Annotated in this window: 11 protein-coding genes and 1 pseudogene; 4 read left to right on the top strand and 8 right to left on the bottom strand. The window is 43.0% G+C overall.

The annotated features are described in order from the left end of the window. Positions 1–179: 179 nt before the first annotated feature. From V7K41_RS14900 to V7K41_RS14885, 4 genes are all read right to left on the bottom strand, one after another. Positions 180–1,001, bottom strand: coding sequence for a carbohydrate ABC transporter permease (locus V7K41_RS14900; protein WP_334849283.1), 822 nt, complete (start codon positions 999–1,001; stop codon positions 180–182). 2 nt (positions 1,002–1,003) lie between these two features. Then, positions 1,004–1,927, bottom strand: a complete 924-nt coding sequence (locus tag V7K41_RS14895; protein WP_334849281.1) for a carbohydrate ABC transporter permease — start codon at positions 1,925–1,927, stop codon at positions 1,004–1,006. A gap of 135 nt (positions 1,928–2,062) precedes the next feature. Then, positions 2,063–2,287: a hypothetical protein gene (locus tag V7K41_RS14890; RefSeq protein WP_334849279.1), complete on the bottom strand. Its 225-nt coding sequence runs from the start codon at positions 2,285–2,287 to the stop codon at positions 2,063–2,065. Between the two features lie 91 nt (positions 2,288–2,378). Next, complete coding sequence (locus V7K41_RS14885; protein ID WP_334849277.1) at positions 2,379–2,756, bottom strand: hypothetical protein; 378 nt, start codon at positions 2,754–2,756, stop codon at positions 2,379–2,381. 148 nt (positions 2,757–2,904) lie between these two features. Between V7K41_RS14885 and V7K41_RS14880 the strand changes: the two genes are divergently transcribed. After that, positions 2,905–3,708, top strand: coding sequence for an SDR family NAD(P)-dependent oxidoreductase (locus V7K41_RS14880; protein WP_334849276.1), 804 nt, complete (start codon positions 2,905–2,907; stop codon positions 3,706–3,708). Positions 3,709–3,806: 98 nt separating this feature from the next. Continuing rightward, positions 3,807–4,799 carry a sugar-binding transcriptional regulator gene (locus tag V7K41_RS14875; RefSeq protein ID WP_334849274.1) on the top strand — a complete coding sequence of 331 codons (993 nt, stop codon included), beginning with the start codon at positions 3,807–3,809 and terminating at the stop codon, positions 4,797–4,799. Between the two features lie 142 nt (positions 4,800–4,941). On the opposite strand, the pseudogene V7K41_RS14870 reads toward V7K41_RS14875, so the two are convergent. The 3 genes and pseudogenes from V7K41_RS14870 to V7K41_RS14860 form a co-directional block, all read right to left on the bottom strand. Beyond that, a pseudogene (locus tag V7K41_RS14870) lies at positions 4,942–5,166 on the bottom strand (HAD family hydrolase); the annotation flags it as partial. A 799-nt stretch (positions 5,167–5,965) separates the two neighbouring features. After that, positions 5,966–6,715: an SDR family NAD(P)-dependent oxidoreductase gene (locus tag V7K41_RS14865; protein ID WP_334849272.1), complete on the bottom strand. Its 750-nt coding sequence runs from the start codon at positions 6,713–6,715 to the stop codon at positions 5,966–5,968. Between the two features lie 58 nt (positions 6,716–6,773). After that, complete coding sequence (locus V7K41_RS14860) at positions 6,774–8,234, bottom strand: DHA2 family efflux MFS transporter permease subunit (protein ID WP_334849270.1); 1,461 nt, start codon at positions 8,232–8,234, stop codon at positions 6,774–6,776. Positions 8,235–8,950: 716 nt separating this feature from the next. Here V7K41_RS14860 and V7K41_RS14855 point away from each other — a divergent pair. Together V7K41_RS14855 and V7K41_RS14850 are read left to right on the top strand one after the other, a co-directional pair. Then, entirely contained in the window at positions 8,951–9,985 is a 1,035-nt protein-coding gene (locus V7K41_RS14855; protein WP_334849268.1) for an Npun_R2821/Npun_R2822 family protein, read from the top strand. 62 nt (positions 9,986–10,047) lie between these two features. Further along, the gene (locus V7K41_RS14850; RefSeq protein WP_334849266.1) at positions 10,048–10,995 is read left to right on the top strand and encodes a glycosyltransferase family 2 protein; all 948 of its coding nucleotides are present in this window, start codon (positions 10,048–10,050) and stop codon (positions 10,993–10,995) included. A 345-nt stretch (positions 10,996–11,340) separates the two neighbouring features. Here V7K41_RS14850 and V7K41_RS14845 read toward each other — a convergent pair whose 3' ends face one another. Then, a complete protein-coding gene (locus tag V7K41_RS14845) occupies positions 11,341–17,370 on the bottom strand; it encodes a trifunctional serine/threonine-protein kinase/ATP-binding protein/sensor histidine kinase (protein ID WP_334849265.1) in 6,030 nt (2,009 codons plus the stop codon). Positions 17,371–17,799: the final 429 nt, after the last annotated feature.

Here is a 17,799-nt window from a genome sequence, read left to right as displayed (position 1 = left end):
GTTTAAGTTGTTTTATCAAGCAGAGAAGATGTAAGAGTGTGGCCTAATGCCTTCTGCGTTCATTTAGGATTTCCACAGAAATAAATTACGAACCACAGAGACGCAGAGAACACGGAGAGAGGAGTAATAGAGAGGATTTTTGCGTCAGTTTGGAAAGATTTTTTATATTTGGAAGTTCTTTATTTCACTGCGCCAAAGGTCAGACCTCGGACTAATTGCCGTTGACTCAGCCAACCAAAGATGAGGATGGGTGCGATCGCTAGTGTTGATGCTGCCGAAAGTTTTGCCCAGAATAATCCTTGAGGGCTGGAAAAGGAAGCAATAAAGGCTGTGAGTGGGGCGGCATCTGCCGTTGTCAAGTTCAAGCTCCAAAATGCTTCGTTCCATGACAAAATAATCGAAAGCAAAGCTGTGGATGCAATTCCGGGGACTGCCAATGGTAGCAAGACATGAACAAGTTCTTGCTGAGTAGTTGCTCCATCCATGCGATCGGCTTCGAGAATTTCTTTAGGAACTTCTTTAAAAAAGCTATAAATCATCCAAACGACGATTGGCAAATTAATCAGGGTATAAATGATAATCAAACCGATGTGAGTATCCAATAACCCCGCGTTGCGACACAAAATGTAGATTGGTACTAGCACACCCACAGGTGGCAGCATTTTAGTGGACAGCATCCAGAGTAAAGTGCCTTTGGTTCGTTTCGTTGGGAAGAATGCCATTGCGTATGCAGCAGGTACAGCAAGCAGTAGCGCGACTATAGTCGAGCCCAGGGAAATCACTACGCTGTTAAACGCATAATTGAAATAATTTGCCCGATCTTGGATGGCAATATAGTTCTCGAATGTCGGGCGGAAAAACAACTGAGGGGGAGTTGAAACTGCTGCTACTTCCGTCTTGAAACTGGTGAGAAACATCCAGAAAATCGGGAAAAACAAGATGCAAGCGGCAAGCCAGCCGAGGAATGTCCATAGCCAAATTTTCGAGGTTTTACGTGCCATTGTTAGGTATCCAAATTACGAGCAACACTACGCATCAAAAAGATTGCCACAATGTTGGCAAGGATTACAGCAATTAATCCACCAGCAGAAGCACCGCCGACATCGAATTCCAGCAAGGCTTTTAAGAAGATGTAATAGGCCAGGTTAGTGGTTGCAAGTCCCGGCCCGCCGCCTGTGGTGACAAAGATTTCGGCAAAGATGGTGAGGAAGAAAATTGTCTCGATCATCGCAACCACAGAAATGGCGCGGCTCAGATGGGGTAGCATAACGAAACGAAATAGAGCGATCGCATTTGCACCATCCATCCGCGCTGCTTCTAACTGATCGCGATCGAGTGACTGAATAGCTGTCAATAAAATCAGCAAAGCAAAGGGCAGCCATTCCCAAGAAACAATAATAATAATGGCAAGTAGGGGAACGCTGGCAAACCAATCAATTGCCCCTAAACCCAAGCCTCTGGTAATTTGAGCAAACAGCCCATTTACTGGATGCATCAGCATATTTTTCCAGATTAGGGCGCTAACTGTGGGCATAACGAAAAATGGGGAGATTGCCAGCACCCGCGCCACTCCACGACCATAAAAGTCTTGGTCAAATAGTACTGCCAGGAGTGTGCCCAGACCAATTGTGATTGCTAAAACAGAAACAACCAGAATGATTGTGATGGCGATCGATGTCCATAAAGCTGAGTCACCGAGGATGAACGTGAAATTTTCAATCCCGATGAATTTGCGTGCATCTGGATTCAACAAGTTATACCGTTGAAAGGAAAACCATACAGTCATCACCAGAGGTACAATCATCCACAGCAATAGGACAACGACCGAAGGCGCAACCAGAGGTAAGGTTGACACTTGCCGCGTAGTCCGTTGCTTAGTGGGTGGTGGCGTTTCGGATTGAGGTTTTACCGCTAATGAAGAAGACATAACCTAATAGAATTTTAGATTTTAGATTGTGAAAGTTTTAGTTTTGTGGGTGAGCATTTACTCTGTGTTCTCTGCGCCTCTGCGGTTAAATTAATTAATGACTTTTTAACCACAGAGACACAGAAGGAATTCTTTTCATTCGATATAACCCGTATGTTTCATAAAGCGTTCAGTTGATTTCTGCGATCGCTGCAACGCTTGGTCTACCGAAGTCCGATTGGTTAACGCCGCCGCCAAGGTTTGCCCGACTGAAGTACCGATCGCCTGAAATTCTGGAATGTCAACGTATTGAACTCCCTTATAAGGAGTTGGTTGTGCAGATGGACGGGTAACATCGGCAGATTGGATTGCTCCCAGCACGATTTCAGCAAAGGGTGCAGCTTTTTGATAATTGGGATTTTGATATGTGGAATTCCGAGTCCCTGGTGGTACAGCAACCCAGCCATTTTCCTTAGCAACTAGTTGAATGTATTCCTTTGATGTTGCCCAAGCAACAAACTTTTGCGCGGCTTCTGGTGATTTTGATGTTTTTGGAACCGATGGTCATGACATCAAACTGCCCACCAAGGCTTGCAACATCTGTAGTTGTGCGTTGGCGCAACACATTTTCTTCCAGCACAACCCATCGGAGTTGAATATCAGGATTAGCTGACTCAAATTTGCGAGAAAGCCCTTGCATCACCACCATGTCACCATTATTAACTGTGGCGATCGTTAGTCTAGTTTTCTGGGCGGCTTGCGTTCGCGGTGAACAAGCATATAGCAGTTGCACCAGCATCACTCCAGCGAGAAATGCAACCAGCACTTTAGCGAAGCGGCGAATACGCATCGCATAACTCCTTTAAAGTAAAAAACCGAACAAAATAAATTTTTGATTTTATGCTCTAATTTTGGGCAAAAGCTCAATAATAGAAATCATACCAATCTGATTTCTATCACGACCATTTGCAACAATTCTTCAATAAGAGGTTAAATCTATGACGGCAAAAGCAACTTATCAGTTTGCAGGTAAGACGATCTTAATTACTGGTGGTGCAGGAGATATTGGCAAGGCAACTGCACACCGTTTTGCTGCTAATGGCGCAGGAATAGCCCTGCTAGATTTGAATGAACCGAAGATGGCAGATGTGGCTGGGGAACTAAAAGAGTACAACGTTCCAATTGGCACGTTTCGCTGTGATGTTACAGCTAGTGATGATGTTGCCAAAGCTTTTACTAGCGCTGTAAAGCAGCTTGGGCGGATCGACTATGTATTTAATAATGCGGGTTATCAAGGAGTGTTTGCTAAGACTGACGAATATCCTGAAGACGACTTTCAAAAGGTGATCCACATTAACGTTGTCGGCGTTTTTCACGTTCTCAAGGCGGCTGCACAGCAACTACGCGATGCAGGTGGAGGCGCAATCGTTAACATGGCGAGTTATGCAGGGGTGGTTGGACCACCAAATATGTTGGCTTATGCCGCTTCTAAGTTTGCTGTCATTGGTATTACTCAAACGGCAGCGAAAGACTTGGCTCCTTACGGCATCCGAGTAAATGCACTCTCCCCTGCGTTGATTGGCCCTGGTTTTATGTGGACGCGGCAAACCGAATTACAAGCAGCAGTAGGGTCACAATACTTTGATGCCGATCCCAAGGTGGTTGAACAACAGATGATTGATTCAGTGCCAATGCGGCGTTTAGGAAGTCTGGAAGAGGTAGCAAATGGAGTAGCGTTTTTGATGAGCGATGAGGCAAGCTACATTACTGGGTTTAACTTGGAGGTGACTGGGGGAGAATAGAATTTTAAAAAGAATTGAGCAAAACTTATATCTTTGGGCATATACTCGAAATAATCTAGCTATGCCTTTGATAGATACATAATTTTTGCAGGTAGTATATGGGACAACCTTTTTTGGAGCGGCGCGATGCCAGCAAAGCTGGCTTGCCCTTTCGGTCTCGCAAATTAGACCTGGCTGCTCATGCTGCTTGGCTCTATTACATCGCCGGCAATACGCAAGAAGAAATTGCCGCCAAGCTCAATGTGTCCCGGCAAGCTGCACAACGCTTAGTAGCACTGGCAGTCAGTGAAAAATTGATTAAATTTCGACTCGATCATCCCCTGAGTGAATGCATTGCTCTGGCTGAGTCGTTACGCGATCGCTTTGCTCTGTCACTTTGTGAAGTAGTACCAACTGACGCAGGTAGTGGTGATACATTATACGGAATTGGTGTATGTGCTGTCACTCACCTAGAGGCTTACCTGATGGCTAAAACCCCAACCATACTGGCGTTGTCATCAGGTCGCACATTGCGAACAATGGTAGAGCAGATACCCTCAATGAACCAACCCCAGCATAAAATTGTGTCAATTATTGGCAATATGTCCCACTCTGGGCGTGCAGGTCGTCACGAAGTAGTCATGCATTTATCCGATCGCGTCGGTTCCCAAGCCTACCCAGTGCCGACTCCCGTTGTTGCAACTAGCATTGAAGAACGAGAACTCTTGCAGACTCAGCGATCGTTTATCGCCGTCAAAACTCTTGCAGAGCAAGCCAAAGCAACCTTTGTCGGAATTAGTCACATTGCCTGGAATGCTCCGTTACATCAAGACGGCTTCATCAATGACGATGAGGTGGCTGAATTGATTGAACTGGGAGCAGTAGGAGAAATTGCAGCTTGGGCTTACAGCGATCGTGGAGTATTACTACAACAAGGGACAAACAGCCGGGTTGCCAGTGTAGCACTTGAACAACCGGCTCATCGACTCATTATTGGTGTAGCGGGCGGTGTGAGAAAGGCAGAGGCGATTTTGGCTGCTCTGCATGGCAAGTTAATTACAGGACTAATTACCGATGAAGCTGCGGCCCAAGCGATTCTTTCTAAGATTTAGTAAATACTAAGTGAGATAATTATGCTAAATGTTAAATGGGGAATTATCTTTGATTTTTGAAAAGCAAAAGTAATTGAAAGCTTTCCATATATAGGTTTATTTTTTAGTATACTTAGCAAGATTCAAGTAAGAGCTAACTTTCTCAGTCGAATAATTGCTGTAAGCTGTAAAAATTCACATCTGAGTAAGCACTCAAAATTAGATCTGCGCTTGATAAATTCTGCTTATTATGTTTCAATTCAGCAAAGCTAACGCATTTCACACCTGCTTTTTTAGCAGCTTTTATCCCATTTTCTGAGTCTTCAATAACAACGCATTTATTAGGATTAACATTCATCATTTCCGATGCTAATAAAAAGATATCTGGTTTAGGTTTACCTCATTCAACATCTTGACCAGACATTTTTACACTGAATTTATTTTGCATATTAAAGCACTCTAAAACTGTGTTATATCAAGTCCGGTTAATCACTTATGATTACCGCATCTGTGCAAAAATCCCAAAAGCCTCTTTCCCCCTGCCCCCTGCGGTCTAAATGATAAGTCTTTACCCGAACATGATATTAACTCTGATTCTAGAAGCTGAAAATGCCAGAGCTAAAGGCACTCCAAAATAAAAAAGTTCATCAATCAGTTCTTTCACTCCCTCAACTCAATAGGTGCAAGATTGGAGTTATTTTTTAACTCTTCAACAAAATCCGATGTTGCTCTCAATACATACTCTTCTATTGACTGAGATAAATTAAATTCTCTGCTGAGATACGTCCAGAATGTCCGACCATCAGAACCCCTAAATTTGTCTATAGGAATCCGATTTGATTTATGAAAAAATCTAAGTATGTGTAGGGGAGCCAGCCGCGTGGGCGGGTTTCCCGACTTGAGCGGACTGGCGTTGTGTTATCGCGTAGCGTAACGCACCCTACGTATATTTCAAAAATTAAATATGAGTCCTATAGGATATTTTCTGTTAACTCGAAGCCAATTTCCCTACAAAACTTGATTAGAAAAATATTACTTAGCGGTTCGCTATCCAGCAAAGTACCATCCATATCAAATAATACAGTATCCATAGTTTTGAAGATTCATCACTTATGTTGGAATTGGGTTAAATGATTTTACACTACTTATCTAAAAAAGGGCACGCCCGTTAAGCCTGCCCTTTAGCTTTAGTGTTCTTGTCCCGTTGGTCGGATGAGGATTTCGTTGACATTAACGCGCGGCGGTTGCGTAAGGGCGTAAACGATCGCAGCTGCAATATCTTCGCTTTGCAGAGGTTGAATTGAATTGCGTCGTTCTTGAATGCGTTGTTTGGCAACGGGATCGGTAATTTGGTTGTCAATTTCCGTATCCACCAAACCAGGTTCGATTATCGTGACGCGGATGTTGTCTTTGTGGACTTCTTGGCGCAATGCTTCCGAGAGGGCATTAACACCCCATTTGGTAGCATTGTAAACACCGATGCCTGCCCGCGCTGTCCGGCCTGCCACTGAGGAAATATTGACTATATGCCCCGATTTTTGTGCTTTCAACAGAGGTAAAACAGCATGAGTAGCATATAAAAGTCCCAATACGTTGAGGTCAAACGATCGCCGCCAGTCTGAGCTATTTCCAGCTTCGATAGTTCCTAGCAAGGCAATCCCGGCATTATTCACAAGGATATCGACTCTTCCCAATTCTGCATTGGCCTTTGCCACCAAGTTATTTACCTGAGTTTCATCAGTTACATCGGTGACAATAGGCAATGCCTTGCCACCACTAGCTTCAATGCGTTCTGCTAATGCCTGAATGCGATCGCCACGCCTAGCAGCGAGTACTACTGTTGCTCCAACTGAAGCCAAAGCGATCGCAGTTGCTTCTCCAATTCCGGCTGATGCGCCAGTGATAATTGCTACTTTTCCTTCTAATTTACCTGTCATTTATTTAACTTCTTGGTAATTGATAATTGGGCATTTGTCATTTGTCATTTGTCAAAAGTTAGGAATTCTCTCTCTGCTCCTCTGCCCCCCTGTTCCCCCACCTCTTACCGATCCTCAAAACAGATGCAACAGCTGCCCCACTCAGTATTAGGGCTGCAAAGCGAAAAGTTCCTTGAAACCCGGCAACGATCGCATCAGGAGGGGCAACAGATACATCTGCACCCGCAGACATACTAGCGATTAAGGCTCCAAATACTGCCCCAATTAGAGAAACTCCTACGGTGTTTCCTGAGGTACGTGACAAAGACAACAGCCCAGAAGCAATCCCTAGCCGTTCTCTCGGTACCGATCCCATAACAGTGCTGTTGTTGGGCGATTGAAATAAACCCAGACCAATGCCGTAAATAAAATAACGCGATACATAGCCTAGTTCAGTAATTTGAACATCAAAGGTGCTAATCCCCAAACAGCCGCCAATCATCAACCCCAGCCCAATTGAACTAATCAGTCGAGCGCCAAAGCGGTCTGAAAGTATTCCAGCCAGTGGGGCAATTAACCCACTTAGTACAGGCGATACGGCTAGTAACAGTCCTACTTTTACTGTCGGATAATGCTTGACGCTCTCTAGAAAGAAAGGGACGATGAGTAGCGAACCGCCAATAACAATGAATGCTAACCAGCCACTTAGCAAACCCATACTCAACTGAAGATTGCGAAACAGCTTTAGCTCTAGTAGTGGCTGCTTTAGAATCGCTTCAACTACCAAAAAAGTCGTGAAACTTACGGCGGCGATCGCTAATAATACTAATGCATTGGTACTGCCAAAGCCCTGGCTTTGCCCTAGCGTCATACCTAAACCAAAACTACCCAGAGTCAATAAAGCTAATATGGCTCCCAAAAAGTCAAATTTCTGTTTGCCCTGAATGCGTGCAGAAGGTGGCACCACGCGAGCTATTAAAAAACTAGCGATAATCCCCAAGGGTACATTGATGAAGAATATACTATGCCAGCCTGACCAGCTTAAGAGCAATCCACCAGCAGAAGGGCCAAAAGCAATTCCCAGTGACACTACACTACCGATGATGCCAACAGCCCGACCTCGTTCGGAAGAGGGAAAAACTTCTGTGATGATTGCCAAACTAAGCCCAGAGATAAACACAGCACCTAGTCCTTGAAGTGCCCGAAAGGCGATCAACCACTCGATACCGGGTGCAAAGCCACACAACAGCGAACTGAAAGTAAACAGAACAAGTCCCCCCTGGTATAAGGACTTCTTGCCCCACATATCCCCCAAGCGGGTTGCTCCCAAAACTAAACCGGAACTGACCAACTGGTAACTCAATACAGCCCATTGAGTGGTAGGAAAACTGGTGTTAAAGGCTTTCACCAATGTGGGCAAAGCAACATTAATGATCCCCACATCCAGGGTAGACATGAATACCCCAAGTCCGACACCGAGTAAGACCCAATTTTTTTGAGAGCCTGATAAAGCCAGAGGTTCTGCTTGGAATTGTGCCAACGTTTAGCCTCCACCTTTAACTTTACGGTTGTGAATAGTTTGCATACGTATATTCATTGTAGGGTGCTATCCTCGTTACCAAGTTCAGGAAACTAAGTTGGAGATTTTATTGAGTGCGATCGCAGCAGGCGCTTGGTCGAGCAAAAATTCTCTGGATGAATGAAAAAGTCAGGTTTATATCAGGTATCTACTTTTCAATCGGCAAGAGTGGCTTTTTTACTTGTCATACATTTGGTAAAGTACTTAAGTACTCTTAACTCTGCACTCCTTCAGCTATATTAACGATAGCGTTCACCAAAGTACGGTAGTTTGATAAATTTACTGTACTTTAGACTAGTTAGCAAACTATCATAGACAACTCTCAGAAGCAAGCTCTAGAGACAATGGAGAATAGGGAATGGGAAATGTCAATTATTAAAATCACATCTGCAACTGCAAATAAGTACCTTTTTGTATAAGCAATGACTAAAAAAGCTGCCTTATCTTGATATTTTCAGCATAAAGTTGAAAATGTGTATATTATTATTTGAGAATAATCGGTCAAAAAATAGCGATCGGATTATTCGCGTTAGACCAATTCTGTATAAAGATGTGTAGAAATAACCCCACTACCTGCGGCACTTTCCGCGAGTTCGGGAAGGTTGGGAGCGGTGGAAATGATGTGCAGCTTCACAGAGAATTGGCTTTAGTCAGTAAATCAAAGATCAAAAGAATTTATGACAATGGATAATTTTGGGATTTACACACTTGCTAATGACGTGGTATTTGACCAACTAGTAGCTTTGCTAAATAGTATTGAGGTGAATGTTAGTCCAGATATTCCGATTTGTATTATTCCCTATGATGACCGCTTAAAACGAGTTAAGCAGGAAATACGTTCTCGACCTAATGTCACCCTGTTTGACGATAAAAGCTCGATCAAAAAATGGGAGGATTTTGCCATTCAAGTTTGGAACGCTTACCCAAGAAATAGCCGAAAAAATAAAAATTCTATCGAATGGAACAAAAAAAATAATTTAATCAGAAAAATGTCTGCTTTTGACGGTGAGTTTGAAAGATTTGTATTTTATGATGCTGATAGTTTGGCAATGAATAAGCTGGACAAGGTTTTAGAAAAACTAGACCAATACGACTTTGTGTTTGATGACTGGGAACACACAAAACAAACTTCAGTTGCAGCTTTCGACTTGCCGAAGTTAGAACAAAAAATGTCTTTGCCTGAATCTGAAATTAGACGAGAAATACACTGTTCTAGTTTTTTTGGTTCAAAAAAGGGTATTTTAGGCGTTAAAGAATTAAAAATACTCAAAAAGCGATTGATAGAAGATAAGGAAGTTGAATGGATTAACGAAATCGCTTGGTGGTGTGACGCAGATTTATTTAGTTACATGACTTTCAGAATTGCTCGACCACTATTTAATTTTACACTCAGTCCCGATGGGGAAGATAGAACTGGCAACTGTGCTAATGCAAATCCATTTGTGAATATTGATAATGTTCTTTATAACCAACAGGGATTAAAACCAATTCATCGCCTTCACTATATGGGCTATTCTGCTATTGGATTTACCCGCTTGTGTAAAGGTGAAGATGTTGATATTCGTTACAAAAATGAATTTTTACACTATCGCTTTCTGAAGCAACCAGAGCAAAAACCGAAGCAATTAAAGCCACCCACTATAGCGGCTAGAAGCAATCGATTTATCAAAAAACTTTGGAATAAAATTAATCAAACTATTTCTTACACTTAGCTTTTGCCCAGCCTTGCTCATTATGCTAGCTTGTGAGCAATCTCCACTCTCATTTTGCAAAAATGCCTAAAGTTAGTGTTTCCATTCCCACGTTTAATCGAGTTAATTTACTGCCTTTCGCAATTGACAGTGTACTCAATCAGTCTGAGCAAGACTTTGAGCTAATTATTTGTGATGACGGTTCTAGCGATGGTACGCCTGAGTTGATGTCACAGTACACAGACAACCGGATTAAATATATCCGTCATCAGCAAAATATTGGTAAAAGTAATAATATGCGCTCTGGCTTTGATGCTGCCAGTGGTGAATATTTTATTAAATTTGATGATGACGACCGCCTAACACCCGATTTTCTCGCAAGTACAGCAACTATTCTTACTCAAGACTATAGCATTGATTTTGTTGGCACAGACCATTGGATAATTGATATTAACAATATGCGGGATGAAACAAAAACTCAAGAAAATTCTCATCGCTGGGGTAGGAAGAATTTACCTGTAGGTGTTGTAAATAATTTGTTGGAAGTTGTATTTATTCAGCAAAGTTTTCAAGTGGGGGCGACATTATTTCGCCGAAAAACATTGCAAGAATTAGGATATATGCAGCCAAATCTCCAAAATTGTGAGGATAATGATTTATTTGTGCGTCTGGCTTTGGCTGGAAAAAAGGGCTATTACTTACCAGAATTATTGATGGAATATCGCTCTCATGCAGAGCAGCAAGGTATTAATCGAGCTATTCCTTATTTATTTGATAAAATTCAGTATTTAGAAAGTTATAAGTTTGAGTCTGATAAATTAGAGAAAGTTAGGAAAAATCGTTTAACTGAAACGCAACTATTATTAGGATTGCGTTTAATTGAAAAGGGTGAAACACAACAAGGCAGAGAACTAGTTTTAGCGGGACAGTCTTTTTCAACTGCTAAAGCTTGGACTGGTTTAGGATTATCGCTGTTACCAGTTGGGTTGCGAGGTAAGGCGTTTAATGCATTGCGACAGATGCGGGTTTAGACATTGACATATTGTGCAACTTACTTTTCGGCGTTGCAGAATAGAAATATGAATTAGTGCGATCGCCCTTGAGCAAAACTTTGCGATTTGTGATAGCTGTGGCGCTAATGCTAATAGACAGAATTACCACAATTGATAACAATAGGAAGTATCGCTATCGCTATTTCAATGAGTAGTAATTTTTGTTGGTTATGGCATACCGTAGAGGGTTGAGTTTTAACCAGCTTTTGCATAATTTAAGTATTATTGTCACTTTATTCCCAACTAAAATTTAAATAGCGAAAATGAAAAGTGCTGATTAATTGATACTTAACTCAGCACTCAGCACTCAGCACTCAGCACTTATTATTGTTGTTGAGTAGAGATTTGAATGACAAACTCTGTGCCTTTTCCAAATTCGGAAATACAAGAGAGCGAACCGCCATGTGCTTCTACCACAATTTGACGAGCGATCGCTAATCCTAATCCAGTGCCTTTTCCGACAGGCTTGGTGGTGAACAAATGGTCAAATACTTTTTGTTTAACCTCCGGTGACATTCCTACTCCGTTATCAGCAATCTTAATCAAAACATCCTGGCCAGAGTTTGCTACACGAGTTTGAATGGTGATGCAATTGGGGTTGGCAAGAATTGCTTCCAAACTGCGTTCTGTATTGTATTGTTCAAGCGCATCAATGGCATTTGCTAACAAGTTCATAAACACCTGATTAAGTTGTCCAGCAAAGCATTCCACTAGGGGTAGTTTGCCATAATTCTTCACTACCTCAATTGCTGGACGGTTTTCATTAGCTTTTAAACGGTGTCTGAGAATCAGAATAGTGCTATCAATGCCTTCGTGAATATCAAAGGGAACTTTATAATCCTTATCTGCTCTGGAGAAGGTTCGCAAACTGGTACTGATACTACGAATACGGTGAACACCCAATTTCATCGAGTCCAGCAATTTAGGTAAATCTTCGCGTAAATAATTCAGGTCGATGGCATCAATTTCATCTTGAATATCTGAGCCGGGATTGGGAAACTTTTCCTGATAAAGATTAATTAGTCCAAACAAGTCTTTAACATAATCTTTGGCTGGTTCAATGTTACCGGCAATGAAGCCGACAGGATTGTTTATTTCATGGGCAACACCTGCTACCAAGTTACCAAGGGCAGACATTTTTTCGCCTTGCACTAATTGCAATTGCATTGTTTGGAGTTCTTGTAATGCTTGTTCTAATTGTTGTTTTTGTTGTTGCAGCAATTGTTGTGCTTCCTGGCGTTCGGTGATATCTTCAGAGGTATTAAGGATACCAAAAACCTTTTCTTCTCTATCTTTTAAGGGAATTTTATTTGTATTCGACCACTTTTGTTTTCCATCTACTTGCTGCACAGTTTCGATAATGTTGAGTTCCGGTTCCCCAGACTCCATGATGCGGCGATCGCGCGCTACAAAAAAATCTGATTGCTCCCTAGTCCAGGGAAGGTCGTAGTCTGTTTTACCAATAACATTTTCTGGTACTCCTAGACCCCAAGTTTGAGTAAAGTTATGGTTACAACCTAAATAAACACTATTGCAGTCTTTCCAGAAAACAGACTGGGGAATATTCTCGATAATTAACCGCAAGAATTGTTCCGTCTTTCCCAAGTTTTCTAGAGTATTTTGTGCTTGCTGATAAAGTCTGGCGTTTTCTAAGGAAATTGCAGCTTGAGTGCATAATAGATTGAGAATTTCGACGCGATCGCTAGTAAACGCTCCAGTCATCAGATTGTTTTCTAAATACAAAATCCCTAACAGTTTCCCTTGATACAAAATTGGCGTACATAGCAAACTTTTGGGTTGCTGACGAATAATGTAGGGATCGGCTATCAGCACCGGATGCAATGTTGTATCAAGAATTACGGTAGGTTGCAGGCTGCGTTTGACGGCGTAAATTAGGTTATGGGGAACGTCTGCACTATCTTCCACAAAAATAGACTGTAACACCGTTGATTGCTGGCCAACTTGAGCAGTCGCCTCAACGACCAATCTCTCTTCTTTGAGCAGTAGTAACGCACACTTATCTGCTCCAGCATTTTCAATCACTACTTGCAGCAGCTTCGTAAGTAATTTTTCCAGTTCAATTTCACTCGAAAGAGTCTGAGAGGCTTTTAAAACTGTTGCCAAATCTAGCATTACTGATGTATTGCTGCTAGATGTTACTGATTTATTAATGCTTGGGTGGAAGGTAGTAATGCTATCAATATTTGCGATCGTCTCATTGGGTGTAAGTAGCGAACGCTTCTGTTGTAAGATAGGAGCTAACAGTTGTGGATAACGTTGTTCTAAATCATCGACTTTGGCTTTAGCACCCCAGCGTGTGTAGCAATAGTAAGCATTAATCAAATACTCTTGAGCAATACGTTCTTTGCCCCATTCTAAATAAAACTTGGCTGCAAGCTCATTGGCGAGAGCTTCTTCGTTGAGGTATTCATTTTCTTTAGCTTTCGCAATGGCGCGATCGTAATATTCAATTGCCTCTGCTTTCACCCCCAAGACTCGACATTTTTCTGCGACAACTAAAGCATGGCGGTGAGCCTGATTGCTTGGTGCATGAGCCGCCCAGATGCTGAGTTTTTCTTGATGGGCTGTCACCCTCTGTATAATGCTGATTTGGTCTGTCTCACTGGCATCTGGATAAACCGCTAATCGAACTAGTGCATCGTAGAAATAGAAGATAGGAACTAGCACTAGTCCGGTGACTGCACCCAAATATGGTTCTGCCAGTTTGGCGTTTTGTAGAGCTTGTTCATAGTGCTGGAACAGATAGGAGAGGAACAGTTTCTCGAAATAAACCTGATATAGTCCTGCTCCGTGATTCGTTTTGAGGTAAAGCTGAATTATTTCATCCTCATAGCAGTATTCGCCAAGCAACCGCTCAGGTTCAGCCGCAACCTCCAACAGATTGACTACAATCTGATGATAAATACTTTGTGTGTAGAGACAACTATCCTGGCACAATTGCTGAATGACCTGGCGATGAGCTTCTATCGTTTGTCTTAAGGCAGATAGTTCCTGACCACTCCAGTAAGCTGTGTAGCAATAACACATCAGGCTGAGAGCGACATACTCAATGTCACCTGTTTCTAGCCCACTGAAGTAGGCTTGTAAATATCCTTCCAGGGTATATTTTGCAGGTTCTTGCCAATGTCTGAGGAAGCAGTTAAAGGCAAAAATGGTTTTAGCGGTTAACTTGGGGGCATGGATGCGTTGCAGGAGATTCACCCCCAATTGCCCAAACCGATAGCCTGCGTCAATATCTCCCAATATGGCAACCAAAGTCAACCCATACATTACATAGCCATGAGTCGATTCGGGAGCATTGCCGTATTCTACTGATAAATCGAACTCGGCAAAGATCACCAGGGGCAAAAGCTCAGGGGCAGCTTGATAGGCAGCAGAAATAATGCTGGATAAAATAACCATTGCCGCTTTTTTCTCCGGTGCGGTCATTTGGGGTAATTCCAGTAAAGATTCGATTGACCTGCCATTGAGCAAGGTTTGGGTGTGCCGCAGTGCCTGTTCGATGTCTGCTGGGGTGGGTCGTTCCGGCAAATACACTCCCAGATGCTTGAGTATTTTTCGCGCTAATTGCAAGGCTTCTAGCTGCTGATGTTGTGCCATGCAAGCCTGGATTTTAATACTGTAGATATTTACCCGTTCCAGCCAGGATTGGGCATGATTCAGTACTATCTCAGCTAACTGTTCCATCTGTTCAAAATCGGTGCAGAGGTAAGCTGATTCTGTTGCTCCTTCATACAAGATAAGGGCGAGATTGTATTGGCTATGCCAGCAATTACTCGTTAGCATGGCAATACCTGTGTTGAAATAGTCTAAAGCTGCTGCGTAAGCTGTTGCACCCTTGGCTTTATGCCCAGCCGCCAAGTTTAACTGCGCGAGTTCCTGTTGCTCCTGCTCATCGCTAATCAAAGCGGCCCCCTGATTGAGGTGGTTGACGATCGCAAAAATTTTCTCATCACGTTCATTTGCAGTCGTGGCTTGTTGCAGCAAACGCCCAATGCGCAGGTGAGTAACTTGCTTGTGGTTATCAGGAATTAGTGAATAGGCAGCTTGCTGAATGCGATCGTGAAGAAATTTGTAGCTGATGGTTATTTGTCCATAGTCATTCTGGCTATTTACCAATGAATGCTGTTGATAAAACTTGTAAACATCACTGGTAGGAATGATAAATCCTTCTTGGAGTGCTTTCCATAATTCATCTGCCGTTGTTGCCTCAGACTGTTCATAGACAATCGCTAATGTGGCTAAATCAAAAGAGTTTCCTACACAAGCCGCTAATTTCAAAACTTCTTGAGTTTCTGCTGACAACTTTTCCAGCTGAATTGCCATGAACTCTACTACATCATTGGTAAGAGCTAGCGATCGCACCTGAGCAATATCGCATTCCCAATAACCACCGTCAAAATTAAATGTAATTAGTCGATCTTGATGTAGCGCTTTTAGAAACTGGGTGCTGAAAAAAGGATTTCCTTTAGTTTTGCTCAATACCAACTCTGCTAACGGTGCAGCTAATGCTAGTGTGCAACTCAATGTATCTGCAACCAAATGATTGACAGATGTTTGATTGAGGGGAGCTAAGGTAATTGTATTGACTGTAGCGCCTAACTTCCGAATCTCTTCTAAAGTTAGCATCAGGGGGTGTACTGGGTTGACTTCGTTATCTCGATAAGCACCAATTAACAGTAGATAGCCAATGTCAACTTCGCTCATCAACAAGTGCATTAACTTTAAAGAAGCAGAATCTGCCCATTGCAGATCGTCAATAAAAATTACCAATGGATGTTCTAGTGCAGCCAAGACTTGAGTGAATTTCAAAAACAGCAAATTGAAGCGATTTTGTGCCGCACTCCCAGAGAGTTCCGGTGCAGCAGGCTGTTTACCAATAATTCTTTCGAGTTCTGGAATCACCTCAATCATCACTTGTCCGTTCTCACCCAAAGCAGAGAGAATTTTGGACTTCCACTGCTCGAATTGGGTGTCAGTTTCACTCAGCAGTTGCCCGATTAAGTCTCGAAAAGCTTGCACAAAGGCAGAGAAAGGGATATTGCGCTGGAATTGGTCAAATTTACCTTTAATGAAATAACCTCGTTGTCGGACAATTGGCTTGTGGACTTCGTTCACCACAGCAGTTTTGCCAATGCCAGAGAAGCCTGCTACCAACATAATTTCTGTGCTTCCCTGGCTGACTCTTTCAAAGGCATCCAATAAGCTTTGAACTTCACTTTGGCGACCGTAGAGCTTTTCTGGGATGATGAAGCGATCGCAAATATCCCGCTCACCTAATTTAAAAGATTTAATCGAGCCAATTTCTTGCAATTGAGACAAACATTTTTTTAAATCAAATTTCAGCCCTAATGCACTCTGATAGCGGTCTTCAGCATTTTTCGCCATCAATTTCATTACAATGTCACAAAGAACTTCGGGAATTTCTTCTTCCCTCCTGCCCCTTGCCTCCTGCCCCTTGCCCCCTGCCCCCTGCTCCCTGCTCCCTGCCTCCTGCCCCCTGCCTCCTGCCTTCTGCCCCCTGCCCCCTGCCCCCTGCCCCCTGCCTCCTGCCCCCTGCCCCCTGCCTCCTGCCCCCTGCCCCCTGTCCCCTGCCCCCTGCCCCCTACCTCCTAATTTTTCTGGAAGCTTTGCAATATGACAGTGAACCAACTCCATCAAATCCCTAGACTCAAAGGGTAGGTGTCCAGCCAGCAATTCATAAAAGGTAACGCCAAGAGAATAGTAATCACTGCGATAGTCAATTCCGCGATTCATCCGCCCGGTTTGTTCTGGGGAAAGGTAGGCGAGAGTACCTTCTAAGACATTGGGACTGTAAATTTCCTGGGTTTCTCTGGGTAAAAGAGAGGCAATACTAAAGTCAATCAACTTGACTTGCTTAGTTTCCGGGTTGATGAGGATGTTGGCAGGCTTGATATCTTTGTGGATAACTCGATGGCGATAGAGTCCGTCAAGAACATTGCTCAGAGCGATCGCAATTTCCAAAAACTCTGTCAAAGTATATTGGTTGCTTCCCATTTTTTTGTTGAGCCAATCTCTGAGGGAAATACCACCAAAATCCTCCATCACCAAAGCATAGCTGTTGCGGTAAGGTTCCAGGCTGTAGGGACGAACAATACCGGGTAGGTCAAGATTTTTAGCAATAGTGTACTGATTACGGAATAGCAGCAGTTCATTGAAGGTGGGATACTCTTGCTGGAGCAGTTTGATGACAACCGGAAGTCGATCCGCCTCTCGAATAGCACGGTAAACTAAGGTTCTAGAGCCTGCATAAAGTTGTTCGCTAATTTGATAGTTCAAAAGCTTGTCCATCGGCTCAACTGCTGTATTCATACTTCATCAACTCTTCATAAATCAGCTACTTATTTAAAGTAGTTTGCCCAAAAATCAGCTTTTGCTAACTCAGTTTTTTTGTGTGTAGGCGTAGCCCGTCGTAGACATCGCATTTTATCAAAAGAGGCTCTTGAGCAGGGAGTAGGGGGAAAGAGTTCCTTCTGACCCTGCCAGATGGTTTGAAGCCCCCGACTTCAGTCGTGGAAAAGAATAGGACTTACGCACAGGTCACGGAAAACGAACCACAGAGGCCGCAGAGATCACGGAGAAAGGAGAGTTTGAGAGGGTTTTTGCGTAAGTCCTAAAGAAGAAAAATTTGTATCGAGAACGCAAGAGCGTGATACAAGGCATCGTTGCTTGAAGCCCCTTTTAAGTATGGGGTTCTCCCCCCTGCTCCCTTCAAGAAAGCCCCTCTGCTTCTTTGTCACG

Origin of the sequence: Nostoc sp., from assembly GCF_036917415.1 — a bacterium.
In the GTDB taxonomy this organism is placed as follows: domain Bacteria; phylum Cyanobacteriota; class Cyanobacteriia; order Cyanobacteriales; family Nostocaceae; genus Nostoc.
This window is presented reverse-complemented; position numbering and strand designations above follow the sequence as displayed.